This window comes from Streptomyces sp. NBC_01077 (genome assembly GCF_045162855.1).
In the GTDB taxonomy this organism is placed as follows: Bacteria; Actinomycetota; Actinomycetes; order Streptomycetales; family Streptomycetaceae; genus Streptomyces.
Genome location: NZ_CP108669.1, coordinates 6,767,331 through 6,786,696, shown reverse-complemented (window position 1 = coordinate 6,786,696; position 19,366 = coordinate 6,767,331). Strand labels below are relative to the sequence as shown.

The 19,366-nt window shown below is 71.1% G+C and carries 18 protein-coding genes; 4 read left to right on the top strand and 14 right to left on the bottom strand.

The window, feature by feature from the left end; all coding sequences use genetic code 11:
* Positions 1–49: 49 nt before the first annotated feature.
* Complete coding sequence (locus OG462_RS30855; RefSeq protein ID WP_406062586.1) at positions 50–1,021, top strand: LLM class flavin-dependent oxidoreductase; 972 nt, start codon at positions 50–52, stop codon at positions 1,019–1,021.
* 48 nt (positions 1,022–1,069) lie between these two features.
* Here the strand turns inward: OG462_RS30855 and OG462_RS30850 are convergent, their stop codons facing one another.
* The 4 genes from OG462_RS30850 to OG462_RS30835 all read right to left on the bottom strand — a co-directional run bounded on the left by OG462_RS30850 (position 1,070) and on the right by OG462_RS30835 (position 7,382).
* Complete coding sequence (locus OG462_RS30850; protein ID WP_406062585.1) at positions 1,070–2,503, bottom strand: sugar porter family MFS transporter; 1,434 nt, start codon at positions 2,501–2,503, stop codon at positions 1,070–1,072.
* A gap of 179 nt (positions 2,504–2,682) precedes the next feature.
* Positions 2,683–6,255, bottom strand: a complete 3,573-nt coding sequence (gene smc / locus OG462_RS30845; protein WP_406062583.1) for a chromosome segregation protein SMC — start codon at positions 6,253–6,255, stop codon at positions 2,683–2,685.
* 236 nt (positions 6,256–6,491) lie between these two features.
* Positions 6,492–6,710, bottom strand: coding sequence for a hypothetical protein (locus OG462_RS30840; RefSeq protein WP_015036455.1), 219 nt, complete (start codon positions 6,708–6,710; stop codon positions 6,492–6,494).
* Between the two features lie 390 nt (positions 6,711–7,100).
* Positions 7,101–7,382: an acylphosphatase gene (locus OG462_RS30835; RefSeq protein WP_030325609.1), complete on the bottom strand. Its 282-nt coding sequence runs from the start codon at positions 7,380–7,382 to the stop codon at positions 7,101–7,103.
* 201 nt (positions 7,383–7,583) lie between these two features.
* Here OG462_RS30835 and OG462_RS30830 point away from each other — a divergent pair, with 201 nt between their 5' ends.
* Positions 7,584–8,558, top strand: coding sequence for a CAP domain-containing protein (locus tag OG462_RS30830; protein WP_406062581.1), 975 nt, complete (start codon positions 7,584–7,586; stop codon positions 8,556–8,558).
* 139 nt (positions 8,559–8,697) lie between these two features.
* Here OG462_RS30830 and OG462_RS30825 read toward each other — a convergent pair whose 3' ends face one another.
* Entirely contained in the window at positions 8,698–9,282 is a 585-nt protein-coding gene (locus tag OG462_RS30825; RefSeq protein WP_406062580.1) for a flavodoxin family protein, read from the bottom strand.
* 156 nt (positions 9,283–9,438) lie between these two features.
* Here OG462_RS30825 and OG462_RS30820 point away from each other — a divergent pair, with 156 nt between their 5' ends.
* Complete coding sequence (locus tag OG462_RS30820; protein ID WP_386561421.1) at positions 9,439–9,825, top strand: winged helix-turn-helix transcriptional regulator; 387 nt, start codon at positions 9,439–9,441, stop codon at positions 9,823–9,825.
* A gap of 3 nt (positions 9,826–9,828) precedes the next feature.
* Here the strand turns inward: OG462_RS30820 and mutM are convergent, their stop codons facing one another.
* From mutM to OG462_RS30775, 9 genes are all read right to left on the bottom strand, one after another.
* On the bottom strand, positions 9,829–10,689 hold the full coding sequence (gene mutM, locus OG462_RS30815; protein ID WP_406062578.1) for a bifunctional DNA-formamidopyrimidine glycosylase/DNA-(apurinic or apyrimidinic site) lyase: 861 nt from the start codon (positions 10,687–10,689) through the stop codon (positions 9,829–9,831).
* 116 nt (positions 10,690–10,805) lie between these two features.
* A complete protein-coding gene (rnc, locus tag OG462_RS30810; protein ID WP_318207691.1) occupies positions 10,806–11,618 on the bottom strand; it encodes a ribonuclease III in 813 nt (270 codons plus the stop codon).
* Between the two features lie 20 nt (positions 11,619–11,638).
* Positions 11,639–11,812 (bottom strand): 50S ribosomal protein L32, encoded by a 174-nt coding sequence (gene rpmF, locus OG462_RS30805; RefSeq protein ID WP_015036448.1) that lies wholly within the window; start codon positions 11,810–11,812, stop codon positions 11,639–11,641.
* A 2-nt stretch (positions 11,813–11,814) separates the two neighbouring features.
* Positions 11,815–12,468, bottom strand: coding sequence for a YceD family protein (locus OG462_RS30800; RefSeq protein WP_406066795.1), 654 nt, complete (start codon positions 12,466–12,468; stop codon positions 11,815–11,817).
* A 127-nt stretch (positions 12,469–12,595) separates the two neighbouring features.
* Entirely contained in the window at positions 12,596–13,639 is a 1,044-nt protein-coding gene (locus OG462_RS30795; RefSeq protein ID WP_406062575.1) for a cell division initiation protein, read from the bottom strand.
* A gap of 110 nt (positions 13,640–13,749) precedes the next feature.
* A complete protein-coding gene (coaD, locus tag OG462_RS30790) occupies positions 13,750–14,229 on the bottom strand; it encodes a pantetheine-phosphate adenylyltransferase (RefSeq protein ID WP_406066794.1) in 480 nt (159 codons plus the stop codon).
* Positions 14,230–14,255: 26 nt separating this feature from the next.
* Positions 14,256–14,840 carry a 16S rRNA (guanine(966)-N(2))-methyltransferase RsmD gene (gene rsmD / locus OG462_RS30785; protein WP_406062573.1) on the bottom strand — a complete coding sequence of 195 codons (585 nt, stop codon included), beginning with the start codon at positions 14,838–14,840 and terminating at the stop codon, positions 14,256–14,258.
* Between the two features lie 67 nt (positions 14,841–14,907).
* The gene (gene recG, locus OG462_RS30780; protein ID WP_406062571.1) at positions 14,908–17,100 is read right to left on the bottom strand and encodes an ATP-dependent DNA helicase RecG; all 2,193 of its coding nucleotides are present in this window, start codon (positions 17,098–17,100) and stop codon (positions 14,908–14,910) included.
* A gap of 59 nt (positions 17,101–17,159) precedes the next feature.
* The gene (locus tag OG462_RS30775; RefSeq protein WP_406062570.1) at positions 17,160–18,770 is read right to left on the bottom strand and encodes a DAK2 domain-containing protein; all 1,611 of its coding nucleotides are present in this window, start codon (positions 18,768–18,770) and stop codon (positions 17,160–17,162) included.
* A 237-nt stretch (positions 18,771–19,007) separates the two neighbouring features.
* Between OG462_RS30775 and rpmB the strand changes: the two genes are divergently transcribed.
* The gene (rpmB, locus tag OG462_RS30770; RefSeq protein WP_015036441.1) at positions 19,008–19,193 is read left to right on the top strand and encodes a 50S ribosomal protein L28; all 186 of its coding nucleotides are present in this window, start codon (positions 19,008–19,010) and stop codon (positions 19,191–19,193) included.
* The last annotated feature ends 173 nt before the right edge of the window (positions 19,194–19,366 follow it).

Here is a 19,366-nt window from a genome sequence, read left to right as displayed (position 1 = left end):
CAGATAGCGTCCCCCTTCGCCGGATCCCACGAGCGGAGGGGGACTTCCCATGCCCTTCACAGTCGTACGGTTCAACCTCGTCGACCCGCGGGCGACCCCCGTCTCCCTCGCGGCCCGCTACCGGGCCGCCGTCGAGATGGCCGCGCACGCCGACGCGCACGGGGTCGACACGGTCCAGACCGAGGAGCACCACGGCGTCGCCAACAACTGGCTGCCCTCCCCCTTCGCCTTCGCGGGAGCGGTCTTCGGCGCGACGGAGCGGATCGCGGTCACGGTCTCGGCGATCATCGGCCCGCTGCACGACCCGCTGCGGCTCGCCGAGGACATCGCGGTCCTCGATCTGCTGAGCGGGGGACGCCTGGTGACGGTCGCGGGGATCGGTTACCGGCCGGAGGAGTACGAGGAGCGCGGGGTCGACTGGGGCCGGCGCGGAAAGCTCCAGGACCTGCTCCTGGAGACCCTGCTGACGGCCTGGACCGGGGAGCCGTTCACGTATCAGGGCCGTACGGTACGGGTCACCCCGCGGCCCTTCACCCAGCCGCATCCGATGCTCCTGGTCGGGGGTTCGTCGCGGGCGGCGGCGCGGCGGGCGGCCCGGCTCGGACTGCCGTTCTTCCCCAGCGCGCACCTGCCGGAGCTGGAGGCGTACTACCGGGACCGGTGCGCGGAGTACGGCACGGAGGGCTGGACGATGATGCCGGCCGAGGTGACACCGCTGCTGCATCTGTCGGAGGACCCGGACCGGACCTGGACGGAGTACGGGGAGCACTTCCTGCACGAGGCGCGGACGTACGCCTCCTGGCAGTCGAAGGACATCCGCTCGGCGGTGCGGTCGACGGCGACGACGGTGGCGGAGCTGCGCGCGGAGGGGGTGTACCGGGTCGTCACCCCGGAGGAGTGCGTGGCGCTCGGCCTGGAGAGCCTCGTGCTGCATCCGCTGTGCGGTGGGATGCCGCTGGAGGAGGGGTGGCGGAGTCTGCGGCTGTTCTGTGACGGCGTACTGCCCCGGCTCAAGGCGTGAGGCCTCGGGCCGGGGCAGTTCCGTGGGTGAGGAGAGGGGCAGCGGGGGTTAGCCCATCTCCTCCAACGCCTTGCCCTTGGTCTCCTTGACGTACCTGAGCACGAAGGGAATCGAGAGCACGGCGAAGAACGTGTAGATCATGTAGGTGCCGGAGAGGTTCCAGTCCGCGAGGGACGGGAAGCTGGCGGTGATGGCCCAGTTGGCGATCCACTGGGCGGAGGCGGCGACACCGAGGGCGGCGGCGCGGATCCGGTTCGGGAACATCTCGCCGAGGAAGACCCAGACCACCACGCCCCACGAGAGGGCGAAGAAGAGCACGAAGACATGGGCGGCGACGAGCGCCACGACGCCCTGGGTCTCGGGCAGTTTGCCGTCGACGAGGTCGGCGGAGAAGGCCCAGGCCTCGACGGCGAGGGCGATCGCCATGCCGACGGAGCCGACGAGGGCGAGCGGCTTGCGGCCGACGCGGTCGACCAGGACCATCGCGATCACGGTGCCGATGATGTTGATGATCGACGTGGTGAACGAGTAGAAGAACGAGCTCGACGGGTCGATGCCGACGGACTGCCAGAGCGTCGAGGAGTAGTAGAACGCGACGTTGATGCCGACGAGCTGCTGGAAGACCGAGAGCCCGATGCCGACCCAGACGATGGGCAGCAGCTTGAACTTGGTTCCGGCGACGAGCAGGTCCTTGAAGGTGGACTTGTGCTCGCTGCGCATGGCCCGGTCGATCTCGGCGACACGGTGGTCGAGGTCGACCCCGTGGCCCTCGACCTCGGCGAGGACCTCCTTGGCCCGGACGGTCTTCCCGACGGAGATGAGGAAGCGCGGGGACTCGGGGATCGCGAAGGACAGCGTGCCGTAGAGGAGGGCGGGGACGACCATCACGCCGAGCATCCACTGCCAGGCTTCCAGGCCGCCGATCTCGCCGCGCTGGTCGCCGTCGGCGAGCTGGAGGATGCCGTAGTTGACCAGCTGGGAGATGGCGATGCCGATGACGATCGCGGCCTGCTGGAAGGAGCCGAGGCGGCCGCGGTAGGCGGCGGGGGCGACCTCGGCGATGTACGCGGGGCCGATGACCGAGGCCATGCCGATGGCGAAGCCGCCGATCACGCGCCAGAAGGCGAGGTCCCAGAGGGCGAAGGGCAGGGCGGAGCCCACCGCGCTGACGGCGAAGAGCGTCGCGGAGATCTGCATGCAGCGGATGCGGCCGATGCGGTCGGCGATCCGGCCCGCGGTCGCGGCGCCGATGGCGCAGCCGATCAGGGCGATGGCGATGACCTGGGCGAGCGTGCCGGAGCCGATGTCGTAGCGGTCGCGGATCGCCTCGACGGCGCCGTTGATGACGGCGCTGTCGTATCCGAAGAGGAAACCGCCCATCGCGGCGGAGGCCGTGATGAAGATGACGTGGCCGAGGTGGTCCGGGTGGGCGGCTCGGCCTTCAGAAGGCGGCGGCGTGGGCGCCTGCGCGGTGTTGGTCACATGGACTCCTCGGTGGGGGGCAAGCCCTTCCAGTGGCGCACAACATCACGCCGCCCACCACGTGAAGGTAAAAGCAACGTTGCAGAGACTATGCCTTCAAGTTTCGAAGTCAATAGTCGATGTCGTGTGACTTTATAGGCGTGATGGAGCGGGTTGAGTTCACTACTTGAATGAACGCCTCAGCGCAGACGCTGGCTGATCACCTTCGAGACACCATCGCCCTGCATGGACACGCCGTACAGCGCGTCCGCGACCTCCATCGTCCGCTTCTGGTGGGTGATCACGATCAGCTGCGAGGACTCCTGGAGCTCCTGCATGATCCGGATCAGCCGCTGGAGGTTGGTGTCGTCGAGCGCCGCCTCGACCTCGTCCATCACGTAGAACGGGCTGGGCCGGGCCTTGAAGATCGAGACCAGCAGCGCCACGGCCGTCAGCGAGCGCTCACCACCCGAGAGCAGCGAGAGCCGCTTGACCTTCTTGCCGGGCGGGCGGGCCTCCACCTCGACGCCGGTGGTGAGCATGTTGTCGGGGTCGGTGAGGATCAGCCGGCCCTCGCCGCCCGGGAAGAGCCGCGAGAAGACACCCTCGAACTCACGGGCCGTGTCCCGGTACGCCTCGGTGAAGACCTGCTCGACCCTCAGATCGACCTCCTTCACGACCTGAAGCAGGTCGGTCCGGGTCTTCTTCAGGTCCTCCAGCTGCTCGGAGAGGAAGCGGTGCCTCTCCTCCAGTGCCGCGAACTCCTCAAGGGCCAGCGGGTTGACCTTGCCGAGCTGGTGGTACGCCCGTTCGGCGGCCCTGAGGCGTTTCTCCTGCTCCGAACGGATGAAGGGGCGCGGCTCGTCCGTCTCCGGTGACGTCGTCCCGTCGCCCACCTCGGGGGTCGGCGACGGGGGGACGAGCTGGTCCGGGCCGTACTCGGCGACCAGCGCGGTCGCCTCCACACCGAACTCCTCCAGGGCCTTCGACTCCAGCTGTTCGATCCGCAGCCGCTTCTCGGCGCCGAGGACCTCGCCCCGGTGCACGGAGTCGGTCAGCTTGTCGAGTTCGGCCTTGAGGTCCCGGCCCCGGGTCCGGGCGGCCGTCAGGCCCTCCTCCCGGTCGGCCCGCGCCGCCTGGGCCGCCACCCGCTCCCGCTCGGCGCGGACGAGGGAGACCTCGATGTGGGCCAGGAGGTTCCGGGCGCCGGCGGCGACCGCGCCCGCGACCCGCTCCTCGTGGCGCAGCCGGGCCCGGCGCTGCTCGGCACGCGCGCGTGCCTCCCGTTCGGCGCGGGCGGCCCGGTCGAGCGAGTCGGCCCGCCCGGCGAGCCCCTTGACCCGCTCCTCGTGGGTACGGACCTGGAGGCGCGCCTCCATCTCGGTCTGGCGTGCGTTGGAGCCGTCGATGGCGAGCCGGTCGCGGGTGGCGGTGTCGGGTTCCTCGTCCCCGTCCTCCCCTCCGTTCCCGAAGGTCTCCTGGGCCACGAGGAGCCGTTCGGCCAGCTCCTCCGCCTCGGCGGTCGCCTTCTCCAGGGCCTCCTGGGCGCGGGCGGCGGCTGCCGCGGTCCGCTCGGCCTCCCCCGCCGCTCCCCTGGCCTGGCCGGCGAGCCGCCCGAGCTGCTGGGCGACGGCGGACTTCTCACGCTCGACGGTACGGCGACGGGCGTCGAGTTCCTCGACGAGCGCGGCGGCGGTACGGCGCCGCTCCTCACCCTCACCCTTGGCGGTCGCCAACTCCTCGCACCGTACGCCGAGTTCGTCGAGCTCGGCAGCGGCCTCGGCGACCGAGGCCTGGACTTCGAGGAGGCTCGGCGCGCCCGCGGAGCCACCCTGCGCGAAGTGCGCCCCGAGCAGGTCCCCTTCGAGGGTGACGGCGGTCGACTCCGGCCGGGCCCTGACCAGTTCGACGGCCTGGTCCAGGTCGTCGACGACCACGACTCCGGCGAGCAACCGGCGGACGGAGCCCATGAGTTCGTCGGGTCCCCGCACGAGGTCGGCGGCGTACGGGTGTCCCTCGGCAGCGGGGAGCCCGGCCTCACCGGAGCGGTCCGGTTCCGGGGCCCCGGTCAGGAGCAGGGAGGCGCGGCCGGCGTCCTGCTTGCGCAGCAGGCGGAGGGCTTCGGCGGCGGCGGAGGGTCCGCCGGCGGCGACCGCGTCGGCCGCGGCGCCGAGGGCGGCGGCGACGGGGATCTCGTATCCCGGAGTGACGGTGAGGAGTTCGGCCGCCGGGCCGAGGAGTCCGCTGAGTCCGGCGGTGAGCAGCGCGCCCGTGCCGTCCTTGCGGCGCAGCCCGAGGGCGAGGGTCTCGTGCCGGGCCTGGGTCGCGGCGCGGCGGCGTTCGGCGGTGGCAGCGGCCTCGCGGGCCGCGCTCAGCGCGGCGTCCGCGTCGGCCAGTTCGCGGCGGGCGGCCTCGTACCGCTCGGTGTGTTCGGTGTCCGCCGCGTCGAGGCCGTCGACCTCCGCCTTGAGCTGCTCGTACTCCTCCTGGGCGGTGACCGCCCGCTCCCCCGCCTCGTCGCGGGCGGCGGCGAGCCGGTCGATCTCGGCCTGGGCGGAGGCGGCGCGCGAGCGGGCCGCGTTGACCTGGCCGTGGAGGCGGGCGAGGCCCTCGCGCCGGTCGGCGAGGGCGCGGGCCAGGTCCTTGAGACGGCGCTCCTCGGAGGCCAGCGCCTGTTCGAGATCGGCGCGGTGGGCGACCGTGTCCTCCAGGGCGCGTTCGGCCGCCTCCAGGGCGGCTTCCAGCTCGGCCTCCTGCTCACGGACACGGGCCGCCTCGCGCTCCAGGTCCTCCGGGTCGCGGCCGCGGCGTTCCTCGGCGGGCGCGGCGGTGGCACTCTTCACGCGCGCGTCGGCGAGGGAGACGGTGCCGCGGACGCGTTCGGCGAGCTGGGAGAGGGCGTACCAGGTCTGCTGGGCGCGCTCCAGCCGGGGCACGAGCGCGCGTGCCTCGGCCTCGAGCGCGGCCTCGCGGGCGAGCGCTGCCCGGAGGTCGTTCTCGGTGGCCTCCTTACGGGCGAGCAGGGCCGCTTCGTCGGCGACCTCGGCGGTGAGGGCCCGCTGGAGGTGGACGAGGTCGTCGGCGAGGAGCCGGAGCCGGGCGTCACGCAGGTCGGCCTGGATGACGACGGCGCGGCGGGCGACGGCGGCCTGCCGGCCGAGGGGCTTGAGCTGGCGGCGCAGTTCGTCGGTGAGGTCCTGCACGCGCGCGAGGTTGGCCTGCATCGCGTCGAGCTTCCGCAGCGCCTTCTCCTTGCGCTTGCGGTGCTTGAGGACGCCGGCGGCCTCCTCGATGAAGGCGCGGCGGCCCATCGGGTCGGCGTGCAGCACGGAGTCGAGCTGCCCCTGGCCGACGATGACGTGCATCTCGCGTCCGATGCCGGAGTCGGAGAGCAGATCCTGGAAGTCGAGCAGCCGGCAGGTGTCGCCGTTGATCTGGTACTCGCTGCTGCCGCCGCGGAACATGATCCGGGTGAGCGTGACCTCGGCGTAGTCGATGGGCAGCGCGCCGTCGGAGTTGTCGATGGTGAGGGACACCTCGGCACGGCCGAGCGGTGGGCGCCCGGTCGTGCCGGCGAAGATGACGTCCTCCATCTTGCCGCCGCGCAGCGACTTGGCGCCCTGCTCGCCCATGACCCAGGACAGGGCGTCCACGACATTGGACTTGCCCGATCCGTTGGGGCCCACGACACAAGTGATTCCGGGTTCGAACCGCAGCGTGGTGGCCGAGGCGAACGACTTGAATCCGCGGAGGGTCAGGGCCTTGAGGTGCACGCCGGGGACTCTACCGGGGCCTGCGCGTTTCACCCGCGAAGGTGTAGGGCAGATCCTCGGATGAGGAGGGGTGAGACACGAGGGGAACGGCGGGTGAAGGAAAGAAGGGACGCCGAAGCGCCCCTTTGCATGCCCGGCGGTGCCGGCTTGAGTGTTCAGTCGGCTGTGCCGACGTAGTGGTTCAGTCGGCTCTGCCGGCGTGAGTGTTTCCCACCTGGCCCCTCAGGGCTGGGTTGTCAGGTGAGCGCAGGCTCCGCCTGGGGTACGTCGAGGTCGATGCTGTTCAGCAGTGACTCTCCCTGGTGCTGAGCGGCGGCAGCGGCAAGCGAGTCGTTCTCGGACTGGATCCGTACCAGCTCGGATTCCAGGTCCTGGACGCGCTGCTGAAGCCGTCGCATCTCGGCGAGGAGTCGCGGGTCGGAGCCGCCGACGTAACCGAGAAGCGCCTTTGCCATGATGGATGGTCCTCCACAATGAGTGACCGACCGAAGCGGTTGGGTCGTGAGGGATTTCGCACCCGCGGTGCTCGGCAGTACTGCTTGTCGTGCCGGTTCCACTGCCAAACAGCTAAGGTGCGCGGGGCTTCCAGAGTCTCACCAAAAAGTTTGACGGTCAACACGATCACGCCCCGTTTGAAGGGGCGACCGAGGAGTCCACAGCCGCTCAACGGGCGGCGGGGCCTCGCAGACTCGGTGCCTCAGGGCGTCGCGATCATCCTTACCCGGCAGCCTTCCACGACGGGCGCTCCTTGGCAACCACCAGGCGGTTTCCCCGTCACACGCCTGTTACCGCGCGTCCTTCCGACGCCCCTCTCGGTCACCGGAAGAGATGTCGGAGAGTGATCGTCAGCGGATGGCGAAGCCGTCGTAGCCGCCGCGCGGGGTGGCCCAGATCTCAGTGACGCCGTCCACTCGCCCGGGTGTGTCGGCGGAGTGGAGCCAGGCGAGCAGACGGTGGCAATTCTCACGCGCCCCTTCGGCCACCACCTGTACCCGGCCGTCGTCGAGGTTAAGGGCGAAGCCGACCAGGCCGCCGATCTCCAAAGCGTTTGCCCTGGTGAACCAGCGGAAGCCCACTCCCTGTACCCGGCCGCGTACCCAGGCGGTCATCCGAACGTCGTCACTCATGCCTGCACGCTAACGGGCGGATTGCCAGATGAGCACATCGCCCCCGGCTCGCATGGACTACAGTCCCGACCGAACACGCCTCACCCGTTCGGGCCCGCGCTGTTCGACTGCCGGTCCGGAACGGTACCGACAGCAAAGATCAGCAAAGACCGGCAAAGTCCGGCAAGGCCATCGCAGGACCAGCAGAGGAAGGCAGACCAGATGGGACGCCACCGTCGAGCCGGAGCCGCACCCGCCGCAGAAGACTACGCGGACGGTACGGACCACCGGCACCGGGGTACCCGCCGCAAGCGGCGCGGCGCGCCCGTGCGCACCGGCCTGCTCGGAGCCTCCGCCGCCGTCGCGGTGGGCGCCATCGCCGTCGCCTCGGGCCTGCTGCCCGGCGGGGACACCTTCACGGTCGGCAGCGTCGGCACGAGCGAGCGCCCGAGCCAGTCCCGGCAGGCTCCGGAGCTGACGACGCAGGGCGGGTCCACGCAGACCCCGACGAGCGACTCGGGCAGCGGGCGTACGAGCACGAAGGCGAGCGCGGGCACGGACAAGGGCAAGGGCAAGGGCAAGGGCAAGGCGGCCTCGCCGTCGGCGACCCCGTCCACGAAGCCGACGCCGAAGGCGACGCCCACCCCGTCGAAGGCTCCGACGAAGACGCCGACGAAGGCCCCTACCACCAAGCCGGCGACCCCGAGGACCACGGCCGCGCCCTCCACCAAGGCCCCCGCGCCGAAGGCGGAGCCGAAGCCCGACCCGACGACCGAGGCCCCGGTCGAGAAGACCGCGGCCCCCTCCACCGCCGACCGCGGTGTGGCCGCCGAGGCGGAGGTCGTCCGTCTGGTCAACGCCGAGCGCGCCAAGGTGGGCTGCTCGCCGGTGAGCGCCGACGCGCGGCTCGCGGCACTGGCCGGGGCGTTCAGCTCGGACATGGCGGCCCGTGGCTTCTTCGACCACACGGACCCGAGCGGGGCCACACCGTGGGCACGCGCGGAGAAGGCGGGCATCTCGGGCCTCGGCGGCGAGAACATCGCCCGCGGCCAGGCCGACGCGGCGGCCGTGATGGAGTCCTGGATGAACAGTGACGGCCATCGCGCCAACATCCTGAACTGCGACTTCACGACCCTGGGCGTCGGCGTCCACTTCGCCGGCGGCGGCCCCTGGTGGACCCAGGACTTCGGTTACTGAGCCGGTAGGCCCGCTGGACAAGCGGAAAGGGCCCCGTCACCTACTCGGTGGCGGGGCCCTTTCGCGTACGGGATCCCGTACGGCCGTACCGTACGGGATCCCGTACGAACCCCGCGTACGGGACGTCCGTACGGGAGCCTCAGGCGGCGGCCTTGCCGGCCGCGAAGGTGCGGGCCGTCAGGGCGACGCGGCGGCCGAGGTGTTCGGCCGTGGCCACATCCGCCTTGTGGACGCCTTCGGGGCCGAGGTCGCTGGGGGTCTGGGCGGCGGCGCCGGAGAAGAAGCCGAGCCGGTTGATGTCGTTCTCGGAGGCCTCGCTGGTGTTCCAGCCGGGCTTGAGGCCGAGGTTGATCCAGTTCATGCCGTGCTGGCCGGCGAGGATCTGGAAGAACTGCAGGGTGTGCAGCTTGTCGCCGCTCTTGGAGGCGGAGTTGGTGAACCCGGCGGCGAGCTTGTCCAGCCAGGCGTCGGCGAACCATCGCTTCGAGGAGTCCTGGGCGAACTGGTGGAAGGCGCCGGAGGCGGTGCCCATGTAGGTCGGGGAGCCGAAGACGATCGCGTCGGAGGAGTCGAGCAGCTCCCACTCGGCCTCGGTGATCTCGTCGACCTTGATCAGGTGGACGGTGGCGCCCGCGTCGGCGGCGCCGTCACGGACGGCCTCGGCCAGGACCGCGGTGTGGCCGTAACCGGAGTGGTAGGCGATGGAGACGACGGGGGTGGTCACAAAAGGCTCCTCGTACAGGGACAGGTCTGCGGGGACGACCGGAGGGGGACGGCCCGAGGGGGACGACCAGAAGTAGAGCACTAACTTTTAGATAGCGCAAGCTGCTAGTTAGCGCCATCATGGCAGTAAGCGCTGCGCGGGAGTACGGTGGAGGGCATGACTGACGACCTCGCCTACGACGTGTTCGCGCGCGCCTGCCCCTCGCGCGGCACGCTGGAGCACGTGACGGGACGCTGGGGAAGCCTGACGCTGGGCGCCCTGTACGACGGGACGTTCCGCTTCAACGAGCTGCGGCGCCGCGTCGACGGCGTGAGCGAGAAGATGCTGTCGCAGACCCTGCACGCCCTGGAGCGCGACGGCCTCGTCCATCGCGAGGCGCAGCCCACGAACCCGCCGCGGGTCGACTACCGGCTCACCCCGCTCGGCCGCGAGATCGCGGAGCGGCTGATCGGCCTGATCGAGCTGGTGGAGGGCCGTATGCCCCAGGTCGAGGCGGCCCGGGAGAGCTACGACGCGGAGCGCGAGGCCCCGGTCGGCGCCTGAGCGTCAGGCGCTCGCGCGCGGGGGCCGCTGGCAGCGCGGGCAGAAGTAGCTGGAGCGGTTCATCCACGCGCGGCGCCTCATCGGCGTACCGCAGCGGTGGCAGGGCTCGTCCTCGCGGCCGTAGGCGTCGAGCGAGCGGTCGAAGTAGCCGGACTCGCCGTTGACGTTCACGTACAGGCTGTCGAAGCTGGTGCCGCCGACTTCGAGGGCCGCGTTCATCACGTCCCGGACGTGCCCGAGGAGTTCGGCCGAGCGCGGGCGGGTGAGGGTGGCGGTCGGCCGGTCGTAGTGCAGCCGGGACCGCCAGAGCGCCTCGTCGGCGTAGATGTTGCCGACGCCGCTGATCAGCGACTGGTCGAGCAGTGCCCGTTTGACGGTGGTACGGCGCTGCCGCAGCGCGCTCTGGAAGGCGGTGTCGTCGAACTCCGGGTCCAGCGGATCGCGGGCGATGTGCCCGATGACGTCCGGCAGCCCGTCGGGGGTCTGGTCGTGGAGCGAGAGCCCGCCGAAGGTGCGCTGGTCGACGAAGCGGAGTTCGGTGCCGGCGGCATCGTCGAACCGGATCCGGATGCGGAGGTGCTTCTCGTCCGCGGCGTCCTCCGGCTGGACGAGCAGCTGCCCGCTCATGCCGAGGTGTCCGAGGACGGAGACGCCGGTCTCGGCGAGCGGCAGCCAGAGGTACTTGCCGCGCCGCCGCGCCACCTCGAACCGCTGCCCCTTCAGCCGGGCCGCGAAGTCCGCGCCGCCCGCCGGATGCCGTCGTACGGCCCTGGGGTGCAGCACCTCGACCTCGGTCACGGTCCGTCCGGCGACCCAGCGCTCCAGACCGCGCCGTACGACCTCGACCTCGGGCAGCTCGGGCACGGGACTCCTCCGGACGGATGTCTTCGACAGCGCTTCAACCCTACCGGCCGCCCCAGAGGGAAAAGACGAGAACCCCGCCCTGGGGCGGGGTTCTCGGGAAGCGAGGGGTACGGCCGTCAGGCCGACGCCCGGTGGGCGGTCGGAGAGGGGTCGGCGACCTCTCCCGTTCCCGCCTCGGCCGCGGCCTTCGCCGCCGCCGCGCGTTCGTCCGCGGCCGCGCGAATCGCGCGCCACGCGGACTCCGCCGCCTGCTGTTCCGCTTCCTTCTTGCTGCGGCCGGTGCCGGTGCCGTACGAGACACCACCGACGCGGGCGGCAGCAGTAAAGGTCTTCTCGTGGTCCGGGCCCTCTTCGGAAACGAGGTACTCCGGAACACCCAGACCCTCGGCCGCGGTGAGTTCCTGGAGACTGGTCTTCCAGTCCAGGCCGGCACCGAGGTTCGAGGACTTCTCGATCAGCGGGTCGAAGAGCCGGTGCACCAGCTCGGACGCCGCGTCGAGGCCCTGGTCGAGATAGACCGCGCCGATCACCGCTTCAAGGGTGTCGGCGAGGATGGACGCCTTGTCCCGGCCACCCGTGCCCTCTTCACCCCGGCCGAGCCGGATGAAGGAGCCGAGTTCGAGTTCGCGCCCCACGTCCGCCAGCGCACGAGAGTTGACCACCGCGGCCCGCAGTTTGGCCAGCTGGCCTTCCGGCAGGTCGGGGTGGGTCCGGTACAGCGTGTCCGTGACCACCAGGCCGAGCACGGAGTCCCCGAGGAACTCCAGCCGCTCGTTGGTGGGCAGACCGCCGTTCTCGTACGCGTACGAACGGTGGGTCAGCGCACGCACCAGAAGGGCGGACTCGAGCCGATAGCCGAGCCGCCCTTCCAGAAGCGTGTGGGACGAGGCATGGTCCGTCTTGTCGTCCGTCTTGCGGGACTCAGACATTGCGCCTCTCACCAGCCCAATCAGACCGAGAGGACCTGGCGCTTGTTGTAGGTGCCGCAGCTCGGGCACGCGATGTGCTGCAGCTTCGGCTCCTGGCAACGCTCACACGAAACCAGGGTGGGGACCGCAGCCTTCCACTGCGACCGGCGGTGGCGCGTGTTGCTGCGCGACATCTTCCGCTTCGGAACAGCCACGGCTACTTCTCCTGCTTCTCGGCGGCGCTTCGGACGTCCCCGTCAGAGGCTTTGCCGCTCATGTTGTCCTTCTCATCGGTTCCCAGCGAACCGGCGAGTCCCTGCAATGCCGCCCAACGAGCGTCGACGGCATCATGGTGGTGGTCCGGGTTCTCGTTCAGGTTGGCTCCACACTCGGAGCACAGACCCGCACAGTCCTCCCGGCACACCGGCTGCATCGGCAGTGCGAGCACCACCGCATCAAGCAGCATGGGTTCGAGGTCGAACATGCCGTCCTCGAGGGGGGTCATGCTCTCGTCTTCCTCGGCTTCGTCGCCCGCGGCCGCCTTGGAGCGGCCCCGGTCGTCGGAGTCGGGGTACGAGAACATCTCCTGGAAGTCCACGTCGAGCTCCAGCTCGACGGGCTCCAGACACCTTACGCACTCCCCCTCGGCCGATGCACGGGCGGTGCCTGTGACAAGCACCCCTTCCATGACCGACTCAAGACGGAGATCGATTTCCACGGGAGCGCCCTCGGGCACTCCGATGACCCCTTCGACGCCGAGGGCCGTGGGGGCCTCGACGGAACGCGAGAGCCGCTGGAGGGCGCCAGGACGCCGCCCCAGCTCGTGCGTGTCGAACACGAGGGGGTTGCGGTGGTCGAGGCGCGTGCTCAGGGCTCTTCCTGCTTTCGAATCGTGAGGGGGCTGCCAGAAGTGGGCAGCGGGGATCGCGGAATACGCGCGACCGAAGAGCCAGGATACTGGACGCTTCGCTCAGGGCCCAATCCGGGCCTCGCGCCCCTTACTGCCCCTGTTCGTACCGGCGCAACTGCTCCAGGTCGATCATGCCCGTGTCGAAGAAACTGGTCTCGTCGAGCGCGGCGGCCTGCTGCTGCGGGGCCTGGGGCTGGTACTGGTGCTGCTGCTCGTAGCCGTACTGACCCTGGTACGCGTACGGATCCGCCTGCTGCTGCTGGTAGCCGTACGGGTCCGGCTGCTGCTGGTAGCCGTAGGCCGGGTCCTGCTGCTGCGGCTGCTGCTGGTACGCGTACGGGTCGGGCTGCTGCTGGGCCGGGATCTGCGCGGGGGCCTGCGCGGCGATCGGGACCGGCTGGGGGTCGGCGAGCTCCGCGAGTCCGGCCAGGTAGTCGGAGTCGCTGGTGTGCACAGTGCCGCCGAGACCGTCCTGGGCGGCCATGTGCTCGCCCAGCGCGTCGCTGGCGAGCCGGCCGTGCAGCTTCTGCCGGCCCCGCCCGACGGCCTCGAGCGTCTTGCTGAGCACCGCCTCGAAGGCGCCGAGCTTGGCGTCGACGTACTCGTCGGCCCGGTGGATCAGGGTCTGCGGGTCGGCGCTGTACTCGGGGGCGTCCTCGTCCGCGTAACCGTCCTGGTCGAGGCCGGGACCGCGGCCGAGGAGCTTCTCGCGGCCCCGGTCGACGGAGCCGATGGTCTTGTTGAGGACGACCTCGAAGTTGGCGAGCTTGGAGTCGACGTAGTCGTCGGCCTCGGCCCGGACCTCCTCGGCCTCGCGGCGGGCCTCGGAGAGGATCCGGTCGGCCTCCTCCTGCGACAGCCGGGCGACCTGGGTGTCGGAGACGATCGAGCCGCGCTCGGCGTGGGCGGCCTCGATGATCCGCTCGGCCTCCTGGCGGGCCTGCTCGACCATGTGCTCGCGGCCGCCGATCAGCTCCTGCGCCTGGGCGAGAGAGCCGGGCAGGGCCTCCCGTACCTCTTCGAGCAGGGCGAGCAGCTCGGCCCGGTTGACCACGCAGGATGCCGACATGGGCATGGAGCGGGCGCCCTGCACGGTCGCGACGATCTCGTCGAGCTTCTTCTGTACGTCCACCGGGTGCTCGCCACTCTCTACAGCTGGATGGAGACGGACGGGACGACTGTAAGGGCAGTCGGTGCCCGTCCGACACCGGGTGACGGAGCGTCAGCGGCGGTGGCCGCGCGTCACTTCTGCGGCAGGCGCTCGGTGAGCCGGCCGAAGACCACCGGAGGCACCAGGTGGGAGACGTCGCCGCCCCAGGCCGCGACCTCCTTGACCAGCGAGGACGAAAGGAAGCTGTAGGTCGGGTTGGTGGGGACGAACAGCGTCTCCACGCCCGTGAGGCCGTTGTTCATCTGGGCCATCTGCAGCTCGTAGTCGAAGTCGCTGACCGCGCGCAGACCCTTGACGATGGCGGGGATGTCCCGCTGCTTGCAGAAGTCGACGAGCAGCCCGTGGAAGGACTCCACCTCGACGTTGCCGAAGTCGGCGGTCACCTCGCGGATCAGCTCGATCCGCTCGTCGACCGTGAACAGGCCCTTCTTCGACTGATTGATCATCACCGCGACGTGTACGACGTCGTACAGCTTGGAGGCGCGGGCGATGATGTCGAGGTGTCCGTTGGTGATGGGGTCGAATGACCCCGGACAGACGGCGCGGCGCAACTTGGGTCCCTCGCTCTCCGGTCCGGTCATCGTGCGTCTTCGCACGTAGAGGCGGCGCGACCGTACCAAAACGTTCCCTCGCCGTAACGACGGGCCCGCAGTGGTGCGAAACCGGCCGGCCAACCGAATTCTCCGCCTCTGGTGCTGCGCTCCACGGTGACGAGAGCGTCGTCCGCGAGCCAGCCCCCCGAGCGGAGTGTGAGGAGAATCTCGCGAAGATCCTCGTCGGAGACGGCGTACGGCGGGTCGAGGAAGACCAGGTCGTACGGGTCGGAGGGCGCCGGTCCCGTCACGATCTGCTCCGCTTTGCCGGTGCGGAGTTCGGCGCCGGGCAGGCCGAGCGACGTGATGTTGTCGCGGATCGTCTTCGCGGCGCGCGGTTCGGCCTCGACGAGGAGCGCGTGGGCGGCGCCCCGGGAGAGCGCTTCGAGGCCGACGGCGCCGGAGCCCGCGTACAGGTCGGCGACCCTGGCCCCGTCGAGGGTGCCGAGGAACGCCTCCCAGGTGGAGAAGAGGCCCTCGCGCGCCCGGTCGGATGTGGGTCGGGTGCCGTTGCCGGGCGGCACGGCCAGGCGGCGCCCGCCGGCGGTGCCGGCGATCACGCGAGTCATCGGTTTCCTCGTCCTGCCTCGTCCAGTGCGTACGTCTCAGGATATGACCGCGGTCCACACCGCGCGGTCAGCCCTTCTCCAGGTACTCCTCCCGCTCCTCGCTGAGGAGGGCGTCGAGGGCGGTGCGCAGCCCCGGGTGGGCGGTGAGGTCGGGGTCGGCGAGGACGAGGGCGGTGGCCTCCTCGCGGGCGGCGGTGATGACCTCCTCGTCGTCGATGACGGTGAGCACCCGCAGGGAGGAGCGGACGCCGGACTGGGCCTGGCCGAGGACGTCGCCCTCGCGTCGCTGTTCGAGGTCGATGCGGGAGAGCTCGAAGCCGTCGAGGGTGGCGGCGACGGCTGCGAGGCGCTGGCGGGCGGGGGTGGCCTCGGGCATCTCGCTGACGAGGAGGCAGAGGCCGGGGGCCGAGCCTCGTCCCACGCGGCCGCGGAGCTGGTGGAGCTGGGAGACGCCGAAGCGGTCGGCGTCCATGATCACCATGGCGGTGGCGTTGGGGACGTTGACGCCGACCTCGATGACGGTGGTGGCGACGAGGACGTCGAGCTCGCCGGCGGCGAAGCGGCGCATGACGTCGTCCTTGTCGTCGGGGTGCATGCGGCCGTGCAGGACGGCGATCCGCAGTCCGGTGAGGGGGCCGGTGCGGAGGTTCTCGGCGATGTCGAGGACGGCGAGCGGCGGGCGCTTCTCGGCCTCGTCCTCGGCGGAGGCCCTGGACTTCTTCTTCTGGTCCTCCTCGTCGCCGATGCGGGGGCAGACCACGTACGCCTGGTGCCCCTTCCCGACCTCCTCGCGGACGCGTTCCCACGCGCGCGTGAGGAAGTGCGGTTTGTCGGCGGCGGGGACGACGTGGGTGGCGATCGGGGAGCGTCCGGCGGGCAGCTGGTCGAGGACGGAGGTCTCCAGGTCGCCGAAGACGGTCATGGCGACCGTGCGCGGGATGGGGGTGGCGGTCATCACCAGGAGGTGCGGCGGCTGCTTGCCCTTGCCCCGGAGGGCGTCGCGCTGCTCGACGCCGAAGCGGTGCTGCTCGTCGACGACGACCAGGCCCAGGTCGTGGAACTGGACCTTGTCCTCGATCAGCGCGTGGGTGCCGATGACGAGGCCGGCCTCGCCGGTGACCAGGTCGAGGAGGGCCTGCCGGCGGGCGGGAACCCCCATGGACCCGGTGAGCAGGACGACCTTGGTGGCCCGGTCGGCGCCGCCGAGCATCCCGCCCTCGGCGAGCTCGCCCATCATCTCGGTGACGGAGCGGTGGTGCTGCTGGGCGAGGACCTCGGTGGGGGCGAGCATGGCGGCCTGTCCCCCGGAGTCGACGACGGCGAGCATGGCGCGCAGCGCGACCATCGTCTTACCGGAGCCGACTTCGCCCTGGAGCAGCCGGTGCATGGGGTGTTCGGTGGCGAGGTCGTCGAAGATCTCCTTGGAGACCTTCCGCTGGCCGTCGGTGAGGGTGAACGGGAGCTTGGCGTCGAAGGCGTCGAGGATGCCGTCGGGGACGGGTCGGCGGGCGACGGCGGGGAGTTGGGTGTCGGCGTGCCGGCGGCGGGCGAGGGCGACCTGGAGGACGAAGGCCTCGTCCCACTTGAGGCGCTCGCGCGCGGTGGCGATGTCGGCCTTGGTGCGGGGCCGGTGGATGAGCCGCAGGGCGTCGGGGAGCTCGGCGAGGCCGCGGCCCTCGCGCAGGGCGTCGGGGAGCGGGTCGACGGCGTCGACGGCGCTGGGCAGGACGGCGTCGACGGCCTTGGCGATCTTCCAGGACTCCAGCTTGGTGGTGGCCGGGTAGATCGGGATGAGGGCTCCGGCCCAGACGTCCACGGCCTCCTCGCTGTCGCCGCGGAGGAGTTCGTACGACGGGTGGGCGAGCTGGAGGCGCCGGTTGAAGAGCGAGACCTTGCCGGCGAACATCGCCCGGGTGCCGGGCAGCAGGTCGTGGTGCGGCTTGTGCACGCCCTTGCCGAAGAAGACCAGTTGGAGACGGCCGCTGCCGTCGGTGATGGTCACTTCGAGGCGCTGGCCGCGCCCCTTGGAGCCGTTGAAGGTGTGCACACGGGCGTCGGCGACCTGCGCGACCACCGTGACGTGCTCGTCGAGCGGCAGGTCGGCGAGGGTCGTCAGCTCCCCGCGCTCGGCGTACCGGCGGGGGTAGTGGTGGAGCAGGTCACCGACCGTGTGCAGGTCGAGTGCCTCGGCCATGACCTTGGCGGTGGCGGGGCCGAGGGACTTCTTGAGTGGTTCGTCGAGCGCGGGCACGCGTTCCATTGCACACCACGCGACTGACATGCGTGCGGAAGCCTGTGGACAACGGCCCGGACCGGCGCCTATTCCACCCCGATGAGCAGCGGCGGGGCCCCCGCGCCCGCGTGGTACGTGGTGGTGTCGACGGCCAGGTAGCCGCGCCGGACGTGGGCCTCCAGGTCGGGGGCGAGTCCGGGCGGGGTGTCGTCGGCGACGACGAGGGTGACGAGTTCGCCGCCGGCGGAGAGCATCCGGTCCAGGACGGTGCGGGCCGTCTCGGTGAGGTCGGTGCCGATGACGGCGACGTCGCCCTCGATGAGGCCGAGGATGTCGCCGGCCTGGCAGACGCCGGCCGAGGTGAAGGACTGGCGTTCGGCGACGGCGAGTTCGGCGTAGCGGGTGGCTCCGGCGGCGGCCGTCATGGCGACGACGTCCTCGTCGAAGCGCCGGTCCGGTTCGTGGACGGCGAGGGCGGCGATGCCCTGGACGGCGGCCCTGGTCGGGATGAGGGCGACGCGGATGCCCTCGGCCCTGGCGCGTTCCGCGGCGGCCGCCGCGGTCTGCCGCAGGTCGGTGTCGTTGGGCAGGAGGACCACCTCGCGCGCGTGGGCCCGCCGGATCGCGTCGAGGAGTTCGTCGCCCGCGGGCTGTTCGCCGGGCATGGTCCGTACGGTCGTCGCGCCCGCCTCGGCGCAGAGCCCGGCGAGGCCCTCGCCGGGGACGACGGCGACCACCGCGCGCTGGGCGCGCTCCCCGCGTGCGTCGGTGGTGGCCGCGTCGGCGGCGAAGTGGGTGATCCGGATGCGGTGCGGCCTGCCGGCCTCGACGCCGGCCTCGACGGCGGCGCCCGCGTCGTCGACGTGCACGTGGACGTTCCACAGTCCGTCGCCGCCGACGACGACGAGGGACTCCCCCAGTGCGTCGAGCCGGGAGCGGAGCAGCTCCACGGCCGCGTCCTCGGCCTCCAGGAGGTAGATCACCTCGTAGGCGGGCCCGTCCTCGGTGGGGCACTCCTCCCGGAGCGCGGGTGCGGGCCGGGCCGTGGCGGCGGGGGGCGGGGTCTGTCCGGTCACGGTTTCGAGGAGGGCGCCGAGGACGGTCACCAGGCCCCTGCCGCCCGCGTCGACGACTCCGGCACGTTCGAGGACGTCGAGCTGCCCGGAGGTGGCGGCGAGGGCCGTCCTGGCCCCGTCGTGGGCGTTCCTGGCCACGTCGACGAGCCCGCCGCCGGCGGCGCAGGCCCCGGCTGCGGCGCTCGCGACGGTGAGGATGGTGCCTTCCACGGGGTGGGCGACGGCCTGGCGGGCCGCGCTCGCGGCCTCGGTGAGGGCGCGGGCGAGGTGATCACCGTCACAGCCCTGGGCGAGGACGCCCGCCATGCCGCGGAGGAGCTGGGAGAGGATGGTTCCGGAGTTGCCGCGGGCACCGAGCAGGGCGCCGTGCGCCATGGCCCGTACGGTCTCGGCGGTGTCGGGTGCGGAGGCGGCGAAGACGGCCTCGACGGCCTGGTGGGCGGCTTCCGCCGTCAGGTACAGATTCGTGCCGGTGTCCCCGTCCGCCACGGGATAGACGTTGATCGCGTCGATCTCCTCGCGCTCCCGGCCGAGCGCGTCGAGCGAGCGCGCGCACCAGGACCTGACCGCCTCGGCGTCGAGCTCGACGAGCTCCTCGAAGGGCTGAAGGGCTCGCGACAACGGGGGGTCCTCCTTCGGCGGTGAGTTCACCGCAGGGTAGACCCGAGGTGTCCGGCTCGTGACCTGGGCCCGGGGCGGGGTCCGCCGAGACCGTGGTAGTTTCGTTCCACCGAAGCAGGCGTTGTATGCTGCTTCGGTTGCCCGGTTCACACCGGGCCATCCCCCGGCAAGCCACTTCAGACTCCTGATTCCGGTGCGCCGGATTTCACTGTAATTCTGAAGTCTTTGGAGTGACCCGTGGCTGCCAACTGCGACGTCTGCGGCAAGGGGCCGGGCTTCGGCAACAACATTTCGCACTCGCACCGCCGTACGCCCCGTCGCTGGAACCCGAACATCCAGCGCGTGCGTGCCGTGGTCGGTCGGACGCCGAAGCGGCTCAACGTCTGCACCTCGTGCATCAAGGCCGGCAAGGTCTCGCGCTAATTGCGACGCGGATTCTGTCGTAGCGCAGCCCCTGCGGTTGCCTTGAAAGGCCGGTTCACCTAGGTGAACCGGCCTTTTGCCTTGCCCGGAAACGGTCAGGTCGCAGGAGACGCCCAGGCCGCCGGGATCGGTCGGCCATCCGGATACGGCCGGGCAGCCGGAGACCCGCGGGC